We start from the raw sequence: 16,951 nt of genomic DNA, 5'->3' as shown, positions 1-16,951 counted from the left end.
GCATTTAGCACTTGTTATTTTTATCACGAATGGTATAGTGCTTGTATAACATTTTTCGTCGGAGTGTACCTAGGGATCCGCCCATAGTGGGAAGGACCAAGCGGTACAGGCTCCTTGTAGGAGCTACACCATGGGGATAAAAGACCCGTGGCAGGTTCGGCAGTAGTTGAACTTGCTCTGGGTCTTTTTGTGTTACCCAGAGAAAAGTTTCTGCAATGACGGGGAATTATAATCCGTTAACCACTGACAGCGAACCGAGGACGGTGGAAGCTCGGGCTTTGGCCGGATTATTGTCTCACCCCTGAGCATGCTTCCCGAGACCGGCATTGACCGGAGGTAGACGAAGCCGGATGAATTCCGTTATCAGTCGCACGAGTCCTCTTTGAACAAAGAGGAGAAGTAAGGGTGGTACCACGCAACCGCGTCCCTTTCAGCCGTCACGGCGAAAGGGATTTTTTATTTGAGATGTAAGGGGGTTTGCACTTATGAATCCATTTATCGGTGTGGAATTGCAAGATAAGCCAGGCGCAATTCAACGGTTGCTGTTAATGCTTGGACAACGGAACGTGGATATTGAACAAATGACGATTAAAAAAGACCGGGACACATCGCGATTGACCGTTATGATTGGTATTGCGGGCACGCACGAACGAGCTCAATGGATTCGTCGGCAAATGACCCGGCATCAAGATGTGACTCGCACCTTTATTGTGAAAAATAGTTACCATACAGTGCTTGTGGCCGCCGTCCCAACACAAAAGCCGACGCATGTTCCTTTAGTTTCCGCTACACCCATTGATTCCCACGCGGGGTATTACACGGTCGCAGGACCAAGGCATGCCATAGAACAGTGGATTGAAGACAATCACGCCCGTGTTTTCGCACTATTTCCAAGTTGTTTGACACTTAAGATTAGTGACAAAATGCCAAAAAAATCAGTCTACCACACTCGAGGAGGATGGAATCATGAACGCAAAATTATATTACGACGACAACGCCGATCTGAGGTGGTTAACCGGTAAAACCGTTGCAGTCATCGGATATGGGAGTCAAGGTCATGCACATGCATTAAACTTACGCGAGTCTGGTGTTAACGTGATTATTGGAATTCGGCCGGGGCGCTCCCGCGACCGGGCGAATGAGCAAGGATTTCAAACCATGGATGTCAAAGATGCAGCCCAAGCAGCCGATGTCATTCAGATTTTAACACCAGATCATTTACAAGGACCGTTATACGAGGAATGTATCAAACCAGGACTCAAACCGGGTAAAGCCTTAGCCTTCGCGCATGGATTTGCTATCCGTTTTAAACAGATTATTCCACCGAATGATGTCGACGTCTTTATGGTTGCGCCCAAAGCGCCAGGACATTTGGTTCGAAGGCTATATGTTGAAGGACAAGGAACTCCGGCACTGGTGGCCGTGGAACAAGACGCGACTGGTCACGCTCTTGATATTGCTTTGGCTTATGCAAAGGGCATTGGAGCTACACGAGCCGGAGTGATTCAGACCACTTTTGCTGAGGAAACCGAAACAGATTTATTTGGTGAACAAACGGTTTTGTGCGGGGGAGTGTCCCAACTCATTCAAGCAGGATTTGAAACATTAGTAGAAGCGGGATATCAGCCCGAAATTGCTTACTTTGAAACCCTTCATGAATTGAAATTGATTGTGGACCTGATTTATGAAGGCGGAATGGGGGCCATGTGGTATTCGGTTTCCGATACAGCCGAATATGGCGGGTTGAGTGTGGGACCGCGGATTGTAACCCAGGAGACCAAGCAAGAAATGGCACGAGTTCTGAAAGACATTCAGGATGGAACCTTCGCGGAACGTTGGATGGCCGAAAACGCCAAGGGGCGCCCGGAATTCAACCGGATGCGACGCGATGCCAAAGAACATCCGGTGGAAAGCGTTGGACGGGATTTGCGCTCGATGATGTCGTGGTTGAAACCATCTGTAGTAGAGGAGGATGGGATTCAAAAGGAGGTCAAATCATGACAGATACTGTCAGGATATTTGATACAACCTTGCGAGATGGAGAACAATCCCCTGGGGTGGCGTTAAGTACTCAAGAAAAATTAGCGATTGCCGAACAATTGGCGCGCTTAGGTGTGGATTATTTGGAGGCCGGTTTTCCGCAAGCTTCACCAGGAGATTTTGAAGCGGTATCGCGGATCGCGGAAAATATTAAGGGCCCTACCATTACAGCCTTGGCCCGCTGTAACCGTCAGGATATCGAGCAAGCTGCACGGGCACTGGAAAAAGCGGATAAAGCCAGGATTCATGTATTTATTGCGACGTCTCCGATCCACATGCAAGCGAAATTACGGATGACGCCTGAACAGGTCCTAGAGCGCATTGACCAAATGGTACGGGTCGCACGCATGTATGTGGACGATGTGGAATTTTCATGCGAAGATGCTACGAGGTCCCAAGTCGAGTTTTTGGTGCAAGCAGGACGATTAGCCGTGGATGCGGGAGCGACCACACTGAATTTTCCTGATACCGTCGGCTACACCACTCCTCGTGAATACTTTCAGCTCATCACTCATCTCAGAAAGGCCATAGCTGATCCTCGCATTACATTGTCTGTTCATTGTCACGATGATTTGGGCTTGGCCGTCGCGAATTCCTTGTCGGGCATTGAAGCAGGGTGCCGTCAGGTGGAAGTGGCGATCAACGGTATTGGTGAACGCGCGGGAAATGCTTCTTTAGAAGAAGTTGTCATGACCTTAACCGCAAGACAGGACCAATATCATGTCCAGCATCACATCAAGACCCAAGAAATTTACCGGGCAAGCCAATTAGTCAGTCAGTTAACGGGAATGCCAGTGCAGCCCAATAAAGCCATTGTGGGCAAGAACGCCTTTCGCCATGAATCCGGTATTCATCAAGATGGCATGTTGAAAGATCGTTCAACCTATGAAATCTTAACGCCTGAAGCCGTCGGTTGGGGCATGACCAAGCTTGTGTTAGGTAAACATTCAGGCCGTCATGCTTTGCGTCAGCGCTTAGAAGAATTGGGTCTTCATGCCACCCCAAGCCAAATTGACCAGATCCAGCAGCGCGTGAAAACGTTAGGAGAACTGAAGAGTGATATCAACGATCAGGACTTAGAAGCGATCTGGCAAGAAGAAGTTGGGCAAGTTCGCCGCTCACGTAATACGGAATTAGTTCATTGGCAAGTCAGTACAGGAAGCCATAATCGGCCTGTGGCTTATGTTTCCGTCCGCGTTGGCCAAGAAATTCGCGAGGACTCCGGAAGTGGCGATGGGCCTGTACATGCTCTCTTTCAAGCTTTTGCGCGGGCCCTGTCGCTGGATCATGTGCAATTAACCTCATATCATCTGGCACCGATTTCACCCGGAGAAGCGGGGCTCGCCTCAGTTCGTGTCGAAATTCATGGATATGATTGCGAAACTCGGGGCCAAGCAGCAGACAGTGATGTGATGAAGGCCACAGCTGTGGCGCTTCATGAGGCCTTAGCCTATCTCTTTGAGCGGGTCCAAAATGTCGTGGCATAAAGACAGAGCTTATTTAGGAGGATACTATGGCGAATCACCAACTTTTAGTTTTGGCAGGGGACGGTATCGGACCAGAAGTTACAGGCGCTGCATTACAAGTTCTCGATAGGGTGGCGGAAATTGGGGGATGGGTTGTTGAAATAGAGCGCGCCGATATTGGCGGAACTGCTATCGATACTTATGGGGATCCATTTCCGGAAAAAACGCAAAGGGCTATCGACAAAGCTTCCGCGGTATTACTAGGAGCTGTCGGTGGACCCAAATGGGACCAGGCACCCAAAAGACCTGAGGCTGGTCTGCTCGCGATGCGTCAATACATGGGATTATGGGCCAATTTGCGTCCCTATCACGTTTTTAAAGGGCTAGAGCATCTTTCCCCATTACGCAAGGCCCAGGTTGATGGCATTATTTTTCGGGAACTAACGGGAGGATTGTATTTTGGTGAGCCCAGAGGGCGCCGGTTTTTGCCCGGAGATCTCGAAGTGATTGATACCTTGCAATATCGGCGTTCGGAAATGTGGCGCATTATCAAGTTGGCTTTTGAGTATGCACGAGATCATCACCTGACCCTAACATCTGTTGATAAGGCTAACGTCTTAGAAAGCTCACGGGTATGGCGTGAAGTGACTGATGAATTGTCCAAGCAATTTCCCGATGTGCCGGTTGTGCACCGTTATGTTGATGCCTCCGCTATGGATTTAGTCTTGAACCCCGACCGGTATCAAGTCATTGTGACGGAAAACTTGTTTGGCGATATCCTAAGCGACTTGGCGGGAGGCTTAGTGGGTTCATTAGGACTTCTCGGTTCATCGTCCGTGGCCGGAACGCCTGGAACACGGGGCTTGTTCGAGCCGGTGCACGGCTCAGCGCCGGATATTGCCGGAAAAGGCATCGCCAATCCGACAGGGGCCATGTTATCCCTAGCCTATCTTGTGGGGTGGAGTTGGTCAGAGTCAGAAGCTCAACAGTTGATTGAATCGGCTGTGGCTGAAAGTTTGGCGGAAGGGCCTCATACGCCTGACCTGGGGGGCAATGCCAGCACTGAAGAATTTACCCAGGCGGTCATACAACGTCTTGAACACATTTGGCAAAGGAGGAAGATATCATGACTGGAGCAGAGTTAACCTGGGAAGTATTGTCGCGGTTAGGTACCACGGTTGTGTTTGGAGTTCCTGGTGGCGCAATTTTGCCGCTCGTTGATGCGTTAGCGACACGTCAAAATGATGCCATTGAATTTGTGGTTTCTCGCCATGAAGCGGCATCCATCCATGCGGCGGATGGTTATGCACGAGTCACGGGAAAACCGGCTATCGTTTTGGCAACCTCGGGACCTGGAGGCACCAATGTTATTACCGGACTGGTCACGGCTATGACTGATTCTGTACCAGTAGTTCTGATTTTAGGGCAAGTGCCGACAACGTTAATAGGGACTGATGCCTTTCAAGAAGCTGACTTGTTTAGTATGACGATGCCCGTTGTTAAGCATAGTTGGCGTATAACGGATCCCCAAGAAGTGGCGGATGTCCTGCTGCAAGCATGGGAGACGGCCCGTAGCGGACGTCCGGGACCAGTTGTTGTTGAATTCCCAAAAAATATTCAATTCATGGAGTGTCCGGAATGGAAGGGTTTGCCGGCAAAAGACGCACCTGAAAGCGAATGGGAAGAAAAGCCGATTACATGGGCACGAGCCAAATCCTACTTGCGTTCGGCCTCGCGGCCCTTACTGTATGTGGGTGGAGGGGTTGTCTCGAGTGGCACGCAAGATTATGTCATGCAATTTGCAGAAACCTATGATTGTCCTGTTGCACACACCTTAATGGGCATTGGAGCTTTCCCCAGTACACATCCCAAGGCACTGGGGATGTTAGGGATGCATGGGACCTGGTATGCTAACAATGCCATGCAACATGCCGATTTGGTTATTGCATTAGGTGCTCGGTTCGATGACCGGGTCACCGGAAAACTGGATGAGTTTGCGCCTAATGCACGGATTATTCATGTGGATGTGGATGCCGCCGAATTAAGCAAGTTGGTTCGGCCCAACGTCGCTATTCATGGGGATTTGCGGCGCGTTTTACCGAAAATGCTGAAAATCGTACCGAATACGACGCATTCCGAATGGTGGGATACGATTAATCAGTGGAAAGCGTCTCACCCATTACGAATTAATCCGGCACCTGAAGGGACCATCGCATCTCCTGCGGTGATGCAGGTCATCAACCGTCATTTACGACCGGATGACATTGTGGTCACCGAGGTGGGACAACATCAAATGTGGGGAGCACTCTTTCTCCGTCGAGAAAAGCCTCGCACATTTCTTACCTCGGGTGGAGCGGGAACCATGGGATATGGGTTTCCAGCCGCTATGGGAGCACAATTTGCTGCGGGGAATAATCGCGTCATTTTAATTGCTGGAGATGGGAGTTTCCAAATGAATCTCCAAGAGTTAGCCACCGTCGCTCAATACAATATTCCTATCTGGATGATTGTGTTGAACAATGAGGGACACGGCATGGTACGGCAATGGCAAGATCTGTTTCATGGCAAACGCCGTATCGGTGTAGACTTGGTGAATCCCGATTTTGTTCGCTTAGCTGAGTCCTTTGGTATTCATGGATTTAGTGTAAATTCTGAAGAAGCGTTAGACGAAGCTTTGCGCATTATGGAGTCCATTAATGGCCCGGTATTGTTGGAAGTAATGGTCCCCAAAGATGAACACGTATTTCCCATGGTTCCTGCTGGGCAACCATTATCGATGGTGCTAGAAGGTTAAGATGGGATACCGCAAGAGATGCATATACAGGAGGCGCGCATAATGAGTGAACTAAAGATCTTCTTCAATGGGGCCATGGTACCCGCTACTGAAGCACGTGTGTCCGTGTTCGATCATGGGTTTCTTTATGGGGACGGCATCTTTGAAGGTATTCGGGCCTACGAAGGCCGTGTCTTTAAACTGGAAGAACACTTAGACCGTTTATTTGATTCCGCCAAAAGTATCCTATTAGATATTCCATATACGCGCGAAGAACTTGCGGAGGCTGTCTGTGCGACCGTTCGCGAGAACGGTCTTACAGATGCCTATATTCGTCTTGTTGTGTCCCGCGGACCAGGGGATTTAGGTTTGGACCCAACGAAATGTTCGCATCCTAGTGTTATTATTATCGCGGATCGGATTTCATTATATCCTGAGGAACTTTATCAACGCGGTTTAGAGTTGGCCGCGGTATCAACGAGGCGTCCGGCTACCGATGTCTTAAACCCTTCTATAAAATCTTTAAATTACTTGAATAATATTTTGGCCAAGATTGAGGCTAACTTGCGCGGACTTCCCGAAGTCGTACTGCTTAATCACCAGGGCTATGTTGTGGAAGGCACGGGAGACAATATCTTTATTGTTCGCCAAGGTGCCTTGATCACTCCTCCAACATATGCGGGGATTCTCAATGGGATAACACGTCAGGTTGTTATCGCGCTAGCGCGAGAGATGGGGATTACTTGCAGGGAAGAAAACATTACGTTGCATGACTTATATACGGCTGATGAATGTTTCTTAACGGGAACGGCTGCTGAAGTGATTCCGGCTGTGATGTGTGACGGACGTGTCATTGGCACGGGCCGCGTGGGCCCCATAACGGCTAAGGTCTTAACTGCCTTCCGTGAATATTCCCGGTCCTCAGGTGTTCCGGTATACGACACGGATGTGGCTACTGCATGATTGACGGAACCGTCGTTTATTATCAGGGGTCTCCGGGTGCGTTTAGTGAAGCGGCCATTCTGTCACATTGGCCGAATGCGATGCCCCAAGGGTTTCCCACGTTTGCCGAGACCTTCCAGGCCTTGCAAGACAACCCCAATGCGGTGGGATTATTGCCCATCGAAAATGCCTACCGGGGACCTGTCTATGATGTTTTAGATTTACTAACCGCCTCAACCCTGTCCATTTGGGCTGAGGCGGTTCAGCCTGTTGAATTGGCCTTAATGGCCTATGGGCATTCCGATTTGTCCCGTATTAAAAAGGTGCGTTCTCATCCCCAAGCCTTGATGCAGAGTCAAATGTTCTGTCGTGAGCATGGGCTTATCGTTGAAGTGGCGTTGGACACTGCTGGCAGTGCCAAGGAATTGTTAGAATCTCGGAGGGAAGATGTTGGAGCCATTGCCAGTCCCCGAGCTGCGGAAATTTATGGTCTCAATATTGTACGACGTGGAATCCAGGATCATCCCGATAACCGAACGCGATTTTGGCTATTGAGTCAGCGACCGATTCATCTCACCTCACCCTTGAATCGGATGAAGACAAGTGCAGTGTTTGATTTACCCGATAAACCAGGGGCCTTAGTCAATTATTTGCTGTGGTATAAGAAATTTGGGCTAAATCTCTCGAAAGTCGAATCACGGCCACGACCTGGCGCCCCCTTTGCATATCGTTTTTGGATTGATGTCGTGGGAGACGCCCAAAGCCTCGATCAGGCTTGGGAAAGTGGCCTGTCTGATTTGGAATGGTTTAGGCGTTTTGGTACCTATCCTGTTTTGAGTGAATGACCATGACATGGAAAAATGAGAAATAGGTGCCACGAAATTGGTGATATGATAACACTATATTGTTAATGACACAGCAACAAGGCATTCGAGGTGTTATTAAGAATGTCTTGTTTTTCGTGCGTCAAAGGAGGGGCTGCTTTTGCCAAGCTCAGAACTTCCGATTATTGGAAAAATTTCACCGGAAGTATTTCAAGATTATGTTTATCCCAATTTGGGCGAGAAAAGACCTGAAGTGCTTGTCGGACCACAGTCAGGAGTGGACATCGCAATAACGAGGGTTGCCCCGGGGACGGTTATGGCGACAACCACCGATCCTGTTTTTATTGTACCCGCTTATGGCTGGGAGAGGGCTGCATGGTTTGCCGTCCATATTCTAGCATCTGATGCCGCTACATCAGGCTTGCCGCCGTCTTTAATGACAGTGGATTTAAATCTTCCTTTGAGTATAACTACAGCCGAATTTGAGAAGCTTTGGACAGCCTTTGCTCATACCTGCCAACAATTGGGGATTGCGGTTATCTCCGGACACACAGCGCGTTATGAAGGCTGCGAATATCCCATGGTGGGGGGCGCTACGGTGATGAGTATCGGTCCGGAAGATCGTTACATCACCACCGGTATGGCCGAAAAAGGCGATATGGTATTGTGCACCAAAGGAGCAGCCATAGAAGCTACCGGTCTTTTTGCGGCAACCTTTCCCGATTATATTCGACAACATGTTGGGGAGGACATTTGGAAACAAGCCGATGCGCTATTTGATCACATGACGGTGGTAGAGGACGCTCGAATTGCAGCGGAACAAGGGGTTCGTTCAGACGGGGTAACGGCCATGCATGACGCTACTGAGTGCGGGGTGATAGGGGGAGTCTACGAAATTGCAGAAGCTTCGAATCTCGGAGTTGTTTTGCAAGATGACAAGATTATTGTCCGTCCTGAGACGCAAGCCATTTGTACCTTAACGGGAATTGACCCCTTGATTTCGATTAGTGAAGGCACATTACTGTTGACCGTGAAACCCCATGCTGTTGATAAGGTAATGGCCGCACTGGCAGCGCGTCATATTGACGTATCGGTGATAGGCGAAATGCGCGATGCATCAGAAGGTATGTGGCGCGAAAGGCAGGGCAAACGCATACCGTTGGAGCATCCGCGGATTGATCCATTTTGGGCTGCCTTTGGTCGTTTAGCTCAAGGGGGTCAAGCCTAATGGTTGCCAGAGCTCTAACCATTGCTGGATCGGATTCCGGAGGCGGAGCCGGCATTCAAGCCGATTTAAAAACCTTTTCCGCCTTTTCAGTCTATGGCATGTCCGCGATTACCGCTGTGACAGTTCAAGATACGATGGGAGTATATCGAATCGTCGCAATCGATCCCGACGTTGTGGCACAACAAATTGATGTGGTAATTCGCGATTTAGGAGTTGATGCCATTAAAATTGGCATGCTCTTTTCTGCAGACATCATTGATGCGGTAGTCGATCGATTGCGCCATTATCCCGATATTCCGGTGGTATTAGATCCGGTCATGCGGGCAAAGGGAGGGACATCGTTGTTAAGTCCTGGGGCAGAAAATCAAATGCGTGAACAATTGCTCCCGCTTGCTACAGTTATTACACCAAATCTTCCTGAGGCGGAAGCCTTAACGGGTCGGATTATTCGTTCTCCTGAAGATATGCGTAGCGCCGGCACGGCGTTGCTCCAATATGGTGTCCCCTACGTGCTCGTCAAGGGAGGGCATTTGGACGGCTATCCCGCCAATGATTTGCTCGTGTCTCAGCATGAAGAATTATGGCTCGAGGCGCCTCGTGTAAATACGGTGAACACTCACGGTACCGGTTGTACATTATCTAGTGCGATTGCTGCCGGTCTTTCTCAAGGACACGATGTGCCCAAGTCCGTAATCCAAGCCAAGAACTATGTGACTCAAGCTATTTTAGAGGCTCCATCTTTGGGCCATGGGCATGGTCCCTTATGGCATTTTCCGGAGAATCGTCTATGAATCTCCAATTACATGTGCTCATAGATCCTGTGCAAATGTCGCGTGAATCCTTACCGGAAAACATGAAGCAAATGGCTGAGGGAGGAGCAAGTGTCATTCAGTTGCGGGCGAAATCGGCCACAACCCGGGAATTATTGGATTATGGACAGGTTGTGAAAGAACTCTGTCAGCAATTTCGCCTCACATTTATTGTCAATGATCGTGTTGATATCGCTTTAGCCTTAGAGGCCGATGGTGTCCATGTCGGACAAGATGACATGCCTGTGGCAATTGTGCGCAAACTCGCACCATCAATGCTTGTCGGATTGTCTGTCAGCTCCTTGCAAGAGATTATGGGAGCCAAGAATTGTCCTCCTGACTATTTCGGACTGGGACCGGTCTTTGCGACATTAAGCAAAAGGGATGCGGGAGAACCTTTAGGAATAGACCATACAAAGAAATTGACTCAAGTCGCCAATACGATAGCTCCTGTTGTGGCGATTGGCGGCATTAATCAAAATAACGTGGATCAGGTTTGGCGTGTGGGTGTTCACGGCATTGCTGTGATTTCAGCGGTAATGCATGCACCGGATAAAAAACAAGCGTGTGAAGAGCTATTGGCTCCCTATGATGGTCAATAAATATTGGACATATTCCGGAGTCCAGTATTGATCAAACGCGCCGTAGCGCTCAACCGACACTTCCTGGTTGCTCGGTGGTTGAGTTGATGCAACAGGGAGCGTGTACAGCTGATCTGACAAAAATCACTCGTAGAGCAGAAACTGCCACCCCACCGTGTTCGCTCAAACGTGGCATCATATTGTCTGCGAATCTGGCACCGCGCCCTTCACGCCTTTCGCCGGGAATGTGATCAGCCCATACTAGCGTGCTTATAGCTATCAGGCGCATCACGATGGACTTAGTGCGGTGACCATCCTCGACAAAGGATGCATCAGCCGATTCGCCCGGGGGGCTTGTGAGTTCAGGGAGGATTAAGGCATAGGGCCTGAACTCTGCCCTGTAGGACGGTGAGGTTAAGATTTTCAGATAATATTGGGAACAATAGCTGTTCGTTGTTGCGCTTGATGAACACGCAGATGGGGAGCCACATCATTACGTAATGTGTTAAGGATAGACGTTGATGTCGTGGTGGGGATATCACACTCTACGTGAACATTATCTTGAAAATTGACATTGTATGAAATGTTTTTTGTCATAAGAAAATTTTCCGTCCGACCCCATTCTGAATAGGGAATATCAAGGATGACAGTCATCACATCTTCTTCATGCCCCAATTGGGCATGGGACAATGCGTTGGCTGCTGCGTCTTGGTAGGCATGAACCAAGCCGCCCGTGCCTAACTTGATGCCGCCGAAGTACCGGACGGTGACAATGGCGGTTTGAATCAAATGACGCTTTTGAAGCAGATTGAGTGTTGGGGGACCCGCGGTGCCTGTTGGTTCACCGTCATCGGTCATTCGCTCGACCCCGGGCTTGATGATATAGGCCCACACGTAATGAGTCGCTTTGGGCCAATGTTCTGTGGCATGATGAAGAATTTGCTCAAAGGTTTGCGAAGAAGGACAGTAAAATGCGCGGCTGATAAATCGTGAATGGCGCACCGTGATCTCTGTCCAATCTCCGTGTATGACTGCATTCATGCTCTCATTTCGACCGCCTTCCAGATGGCATCCAAATTACGTACCGCTATAGTACTGTCTTGCCAAAATCATTCGCAACTGAACATCTCATGTTATTTTCATTTTATTTTATAGAAATCTTTTATGGGGAGAGACTCAGCACCATTGTATAGCCCGAGAATGTGGTAATAAAAGGCGTTTCACCGATGAAAAATTATACTTTATTCCCATGAGGATAGGCGTGTTAGAAAATCCGTTAAATATTTGTGGTAACATATGAAATTTGGGACAGCACAGAACAGTATCAAGGGCGAAGAACATGATGACGATATAGGGGAGTCGAAAAAAATCCGTGTGGCTGAACATCATGGCGAGAGAAAATGGCTGACAACCTGGCTTAAGAAGTCGCATACACATATTCTATGGAAATGCTATCGGTTTTGTGGCAGACTAGCCACTTTTTGGCGTCCATGGTATCGTACATTTGAGATAGAACACATTATGTCGCTCACGAGCGCAGGCTGGAGGTGAATGGATGGACATGGTGCCCGCTTCAGGCACAGATGTTAAACAGTCTGCCGACTGGATTGACTGGTTAGCAAACCACCATGATGCAACTTTGAGCCTCCATCCCGAAATTATGATATTAGCGGCCAGATACGGGGATGGCCATTTACGTGCGGCAAAGGCTATTGCTTTGCAATTATTAATGATGGATAGTCAATTACGGCTAGGAATTTTGGATTATTACCGTTTTGTGAATCCTGGCCTTGATAATCTCATCCGGTGGGGTTATTTAACCAGCGTTCGGCGTGCGCCATCATTGTGGCGATGGTTTTATACGTCGACACAGAATATTGATCCATTGTCAAGAACTCAGCGCATGATTAATCACATTGGCATCAAGCGATTTTATTCGGCATTGAAAGATATGCCGCCAAAACTCATTGTTTCTACCTATCCTACCGCTGCGGGTGTCGTTTCGACACTCAAGCAGCAGGGTAAACTTGATGCCATTAACTATGTAGTCATGACCGATTATAGTGTGCATACACAATGGATACACCCGGCCGTCGATATGTATTTTGTTGGTAGTGAGGATATGCGCCAAGAATTATTAGACCGTCACATTGATCCCAGTAAAATTATTGTATCGGGTATTCCTGTTGATGAACGTTTTCAAGAAACGGTTGACGAGCATGCGGTCAGGCAAAGCCTTCATATCGATGATAATCTTCCCATTATCTTGTTTATGGGAGGCGCGTATATGCCCATTGCCGAATATGTTCAAGTTTTAAAGATTCTTGATCATGTTCCAGCAAAGCATACGACGATTGTGATTGCAGGGCACGAAGAATTGCGTTTGACATTAGCTAAACAATATGAACAACAGGCCCGTAATCCGATGGTCGTACTAGGCTATGTCAATAACGTGCATGAATTAATGGCGATATCGTCGCTTTTGATTAGCAAAGCAGGAGGATTAACAACTACCGAATCACTGTGCCGGGGATTACCTACAGTCATTTATCGGCCCATCCCGGGGCAAGAAGATGCCAATGCGGAATTTTTGGTGCGAAATGGTGCGGGCCGAAGGGCGCACACGGAAGAGGATTTGGGGGAGATTGTTACGCATTTGTTAGAACATCCATGGGAACTTAAAGCCATGGCTCATCAAGCAAGAAGTTTAGGTCATCCCGATGCGGCTCAAATTGTGGCAAAACATATCTATTTAGCCTTGCGAACTGAGGAAGCCAATGCTCCAGCGTAATCATTTGTCGCTTCCTCAGTCTTTATTGTTAATTGCATTGGGACTCGCTGAATTTGCACGAGGGGCATTAATCATTTCGTTGTTGCCTGCCTATGTCACAGGGCCTTTAGGGGCGTCCTTGACTATCGTGGGATGGGCCTTATCGAGCCATTATTTCTTAGATACCGTGTTTCGTGGGCCAGCGGGATGGCTGGTCGATCACATTGGTGTGCCCCGTGTTTTGACCATGGGCTTGGCAATTGAATGTTTATCTTTGATCGGAGCGATGAACACCCGGCATCCGGCCATGATTATCGTGTTTGTTGCCTTATTAGGAGTGGGGACAGCAACTCACTGGCCTGCGGTGGTTACTGGCACAAATCGTCTTACCGAGCCCGAACGGCGGGCATCCATGATGGGACTGGTTTTTGCTGCCTGGCTAACGGGTTCCGGATTAGGCCCTGTACTCATTAATTTTCTCTTAGGTGGGCGAGACCGGACAGCATTTTTAGTCTTAATTGCCGCAGATGTGGTAGCCTTCGCGGTAACCATTTGGATAGCAGATCCGCGGTTGATTCAACTGCATCATCATCAACCGAAAGCTCGACATTTGTGGCACACGTTATGGCGTTTTCGCTGGGTGATCCCCGGAACTTTTGTGCAAAATATGACTTTAGGTCTTATGCTTCCGATCTTACAGCCTTTTACCACACGCGTATTACACTTAAGTCATTTACAATTTGCCGAATTACTGCTCGGAAGTGGGGCTTTTACCGTTTTGCTTTTGGTGCCCATGGGGAAAATTACGGATCGTTTTGGATTACGGGTTCCTTTAGTGGGAGGTTTTTTTATTGCTGGCATAGCGTTATTGGGGATTGCGTTTTTTCGAGAGTTCTTCGAACTCACGATTTTCGGGGGCATACTAGGTCTGTCCTATGCGATGATTCTTCCGTCATGGAACGCCTTTTTAGCTGGATTGATACCTAAAGAAATTGAAGGGTGGTTATGGGGCGTCTTTATGACCGTCGAAGGATTGGGTATGTCGGTCGGACCTATTGTTGGCACTCGTCTTTTTTCTGTACAAATTTGGTTACCCTTTGTGGCTTCAGCGGTCATTTTATTAATTATGGGATCTTTTTATGCATCTTTCCCGCTGAAAGAGAAAATACAAAGCTAAAATCGTGAATGAAGGAGAAGTCGTATGTGGGGAGTTCTTGGCGGCATTGTATTTCTATGGGCTATCTTTTATCTGTTGCCTGATCTCATTTGGCACCATTTACAATGGAAAGCGATGTTGGGTACACGCGATCATCATCAAATCGCGTTGACTTTTGATGATGGTCCGGGTCCAGATACTCCGAAAATTCTTGAAGTCCTCCGCACTCACAATGCTCATGCGACGTTTTTTGTGGTAGCCGAACGTGCCCGACATTATCCCGAGTTACTACACGAGATGGTTCGCGATGGCCATGAAATCGGATTACATGGCTATCAGCACCGGTCCATGTATCTATTTTGGCCATGGAGCGTATACCGTGAAATCCAGCATGGATTGGATACCATAGAAGCGATTGCTGGTGTACGGCCAGTGTCTTATCGTCCTCCTTGGGGACATCACAATTTGATGACATGGATAATTGCTCAACGTCTAGGTTTGCGACGGGTTTTGTGGACTATTGCTCCAGATGACTGGAAAGCCGGAAAAACAGCACAAACGATTGAACATGATGTTGTTCAATTAGCTCATCCCGGTGCCATCGTCGTGATGCATGATGCCGGGGGAAACCGTGAGGCCACGGTGCAAGCCTTGGGACCCATCATCGATAAGGTACGCAACCTGGGCCTTAATCCGGTTACTATTTCTGAACTGGACCAGGAAAAATCCGAACTCCGGCGTTGGTGGACCTGGTGGGAAATTAGGTTTACACGGCAGTGGGACATTGACACGATCCCCTCTTCGTTAGGTGGTGATCCGGTATTACGTTTAGGTTTGATCAAATACCCCTTCAAGCCGGCGGTATTATCTACTGGGCGAATTATATCGCGGGGACAATGGATGGGTGAAATTCATTTTGGCAATCCCGCCTTATCTCAGCTGAGTTCCAGTCGGGCTGGGGGATTGCGCGCTTTTCACGCTGTGTTACGCAGTTTAACAGATCTGGCAAATTTTGTGGCAGAGAGTGAAAAATACCAGGACATCGTTGTAGTCGGAGGAATCACCTTATTAGATGCGTCAAGCGCTATTGAGAAACTAGGATTTGATCGTATTCCCGTTTCGGGCACACGTAAATGGTCTATGTGGTTTTATCTCATAATTCTTATGGCCATTTACCACGCGGATGGGTGGAGTACCTTAAAACGATTTCTGCGGCTGAAGCCCGTTTTACTGCTTATGGATCGGGATACCTTAATGAGCCGATATCTTCGGTCTTCAAACCCCAGGCGCGCATAAGCTATTCAACGCTTTTTTGGGACATTACCGCTAAAAGGCGTTCCCGAAATCCTGGGTTGTTTTTCATGCGCCCGACTAAATCAAGAACCACACTTTCGAGATAGGTGCGTTCTTCTCCTGCTCCAGGCTTCATCCAAGACATCATCACGTCGGCCAAAATTTTGGAAATCATGGCTTCTCCCTTGGGAGATTCCAAATATTTGCGAAACCATTCATCAATACGCGGTTCAAGAAATGATTCAAATTTTTGCTCGAGCATTTGTTCGACTCCCAGAATTTTCATCGCGGTTTCCCTCCCTTAAGGTCTTGAGTTAATCTTTAAATCCCTATGGCATACTCACGGGGATCGATGCCATTTTGAATGCCCCAGCCTTTTTCTAGATGATCTAAGCGTGACATTCAATGTGGGTACGTTTGTTGTTCTTAGTCATGCTAACATGCCCGGTGCTTGGTTGACGATGGGATCAGGTCCTAATGGAAAATTCCGGGTAACTATCCACATAGGATAACGAATACATATACAGCAGGATTTTTCCAACCATAAACATCGTCACGGAGGGGAGTACACAGATCATGCAATTTGATGCCCATAAAATCATTGATGCGCCACCTAATAGGGTCTTTCCTTTGCTCATGGATCCGGCCGTATTAATTGACAGCATGCCTGGTTTAAAAACTATGCAGGAACAATCCCCAGGTATTTATGCTGTGGAAATGGAATTAGGGATTCCGGGTTTTAAAGGACAATACCGAGGTGAAATGCGTTTAGATCAGGTGGTTGTTCCTCACCGTTATCATCTGCTTCTAGAAGGGCAAGGACCCAACGGGGATATCTTTATGTCTTTAGATGTGACGTTGACTAGTAGTCATGAAGGACAAACAGATTTACACTATCAAGGAGAAGGAATTTTTGGTGACCAATCCAATTCTCTTACGCAAAAAGTCCTATCCGGTGCCGGGAATGTCATTTTAGGGCAATTTTTTAATGCGATAGCGAAAAGGGCTCGGAAAATGCCTCATTAAGATTGAGAACGGGAGGCGTCTAGTGGGTTTCATGAGTAGCATA

Annotated in this window: 16 protein-coding genes; 14 read left to right on the top strand and 2 right to left on the bottom strand. The window is 48.1% G+C overall.

What is annotated here, in order from left to right; all coding sequences use genetic code 11:
• Positions 1 to 485: 485 nt before the first annotated feature.
• The 10 genes from B8987_RS00465 to thiE all read left to right on the top strand — a co-directional run bounded on the left by B8987_RS00465 (position 486) and on the right by thiE (position 10,684).
• Positions 486 to 1,022 carry an ACT domain-containing protein gene (locus tag B8987_RS00465; protein ID WP_084660651.1) on the top strand — a complete coding sequence of 179 codons (537 nt, stop codon included), beginning with the start codon at positions 486 to 488 and terminating at the stop codon, positions 1,020 to 1,022.
• Positions 967 to 2,001: a ketol-acid reductoisomerase gene (ilvC, locus tag B8987_RS00460; RefSeq protein WP_084660650.1), complete on the top strand. Its 1,035-nt coding sequence runs from the start codon at positions 967 to 969 to the stop codon at positions 1,999 to 2,001. Before B8987_RS00465 ends, ilvC begins: the two co-directional genes overlap by 56 nt.
• Positions 1,998 to 3,527, top strand: a complete 1,530-nt coding sequence (locus B8987_RS00455) for a 2-isopropylmalate synthase (protein WP_028962411.1) — start codon at positions 1,998 to 2,000, stop codon at positions 3,525 to 3,527. The genes ilvC and B8987_RS00455 overlap by 4 nt, the downstream gene beginning before the upstream one ends.
• Before the next feature lie 26 nt (positions 3,528 to 3,553).
• Positions 3,554 to 4,636, top strand: coding sequence for a 3-isopropylmalate dehydrogenase (leuB, locus tag B8987_RS00450; RefSeq protein ID WP_084660649.1), 1,083 nt, complete (start codon positions 3,554 to 3,556; stop codon positions 4,634 to 4,636).
• Complete coding sequence (gene ilvB, locus B8987_RS00445) at positions 4,633 to 6,300, top strand: biosynthetic-type acetolactate synthase large subunit (protein ID WP_028962409.1); 1,668 nt, start codon at positions 4,633 to 4,635, stop codon at positions 6,298 to 6,300. The genes leuB and ilvB overlap by 4 nt, the downstream gene beginning before the upstream one ends.
• A gap of 42 nt (positions 6,301 to 6,342) precedes the next feature.
• Positions 6,343 to 7,242, top strand: coding sequence for a branched-chain-amino-acid transaminase (gene ilvE / locus B8987_RS00440; protein WP_084660648.1), 900 nt, complete (start codon positions 6,343 to 6,345; stop codon positions 7,240 to 7,242).
• Positions 7,239 to 8,066, top strand: a complete 828-nt coding sequence (locus B8987_RS00435) for a prephenate dehydratase (protein WP_084660647.1) — start codon at positions 7,239 to 7,241, stop codon at positions 8,064 to 8,066. The genes ilvE and B8987_RS00435 overlap by 4 nt, the downstream gene beginning before the upstream one ends.
• A gap of 139 nt (positions 8,067 to 8,205) precedes the next feature.
• Positions 8,206 to 9,273: an AIR synthase family protein gene (locus B8987_RS00430; RefSeq protein WP_084660646.1), complete on the top strand. Its 1,068-nt coding sequence runs from the start codon at positions 8,206 to 8,208 to the stop codon at positions 9,271 to 9,273.
• Positions 9,273 to 10,064 carry a bifunctional hydroxymethylpyrimidine kinase/phosphomethylpyrimidine kinase gene (thiD, locus tag B8987_RS00425; RefSeq protein ID WP_084660645.1) on the top strand — a complete coding sequence of 264 codons (792 nt, stop codon included), beginning with the start codon at positions 9,273 to 9,275 and terminating at the stop codon, positions 10,062 to 10,064. Before B8987_RS00430 ends, thiD begins: the two co-directional genes overlap by 1 nt.
• Positions 10,061 to 10,684, top strand: coding sequence for a thiamine phosphate synthase (thiE, locus tag B8987_RS00420; protein ID WP_084660644.1), 624 nt, complete (start codon positions 10,061 to 10,063; stop codon positions 10,682 to 10,684). Before thiD ends, thiE begins: the two co-directional genes overlap by 4 nt.
• A 402-nt stretch (positions 10,685 to 11,086) precedes the next feature.
• Here thiE and B8987_RS00415 read toward each other — a convergent pair whose 3' ends face one another.
• Complete coding sequence (locus B8987_RS00415; RefSeq protein WP_051351054.1) at positions 11,087 to 11,704, bottom strand: IMPACT family protein; 618 nt, start codon at positions 11,702 to 11,704, stop codon at positions 11,087 to 11,089.
• Between the two features lie 514 nt (positions 11,705 to 12,218).
• On the opposite strand from B8987_RS00415, the gene B8987_RS00410 reads away from it, so the two are divergent.
• Genes B8987_RS00410 through B8987_RS00400 form a run of 3 tightly spaced genes read left to right on the top strand, consistent with a single transcriptional unit; the run spans position 12,219 to position 15,885 of the window.
• Entirely contained in the window at positions 12,219 to 13,454 is a 1,236-nt protein-coding gene (locus B8987_RS00410) for an MGDG synthase family glycosyltransferase (RefSeq protein ID WP_084660643.1), read from the top strand.
• Positions 13,441 to 14,610 (top strand): MFS transporter, encoded by a 1,170-nt coding sequence (locus B8987_RS00405; RefSeq protein ID WP_084660642.1) that lies wholly within the window; start codon positions 13,441 to 13,443, stop codon positions 14,608 to 14,610. The genes B8987_RS00410 and B8987_RS00405 overlap by 14 nt, the downstream gene beginning before the upstream one ends.
• A gap of 24 nt (positions 14,611 to 14,634) precedes the next feature.
• The gene (locus B8987_RS00400; RefSeq protein ID WP_084660641.1) at positions 14,635 to 15,885 is read left to right on the top strand and encodes a polysaccharide deacetylase family protein; all 1,251 of its coding nucleotides are present in this window, start codon (positions 14,635 to 14,637) and stop codon (positions 15,883 to 15,885) included.
• Between the two features lies 1 nt (position 15,886).
• On the opposite strand, the gene B8987_RS00395 is transcribed toward B8987_RS00400, so the two are convergent.
• Positions 15,887 to 16,168 carry a hypothetical protein gene (locus tag B8987_RS00395; RefSeq protein WP_084660640.1) on the bottom strand — a complete coding sequence of 94 codons (282 nt, stop codon included), beginning with the start codon at positions 16,166 to 16,168 and terminating at the stop codon, positions 15,887 to 15,889.
• Positions 16,169 to 16,458: 290 nt separating this feature from the next.
• Between B8987_RS00395 and B8987_RS00390 the strand changes: the two genes are divergently transcribed.
• Complete coding sequence (locus B8987_RS00390; protein ID WP_084660639.1) at positions 16,459 to 16,908, top strand: SRPBCC domain-containing protein; 450 nt, start codon at positions 16,459 to 16,461, stop codon at positions 16,906 to 16,908.
• Positions 16,909 to 16,951 lie beyond the last annotated feature (43 nt).

The sequence above is a fragment of the Sulfobacillus thermosulfidooxidans DSM 9293 genome (assembly GCF_900176145.1).
Taxonomy (GTDB): domain Bacteria; phylum Bacillota; class Sulfobacillia; order Sulfobacillales; family Sulfobacillaceae; genus Sulfobacillus; species Sulfobacillus thermosulfidooxidans.
The sequence above is the reverse complement of the archived record's forward strand: the minus strand, read 5'-3'. Positions and strand labels throughout refer to the sequence as shown.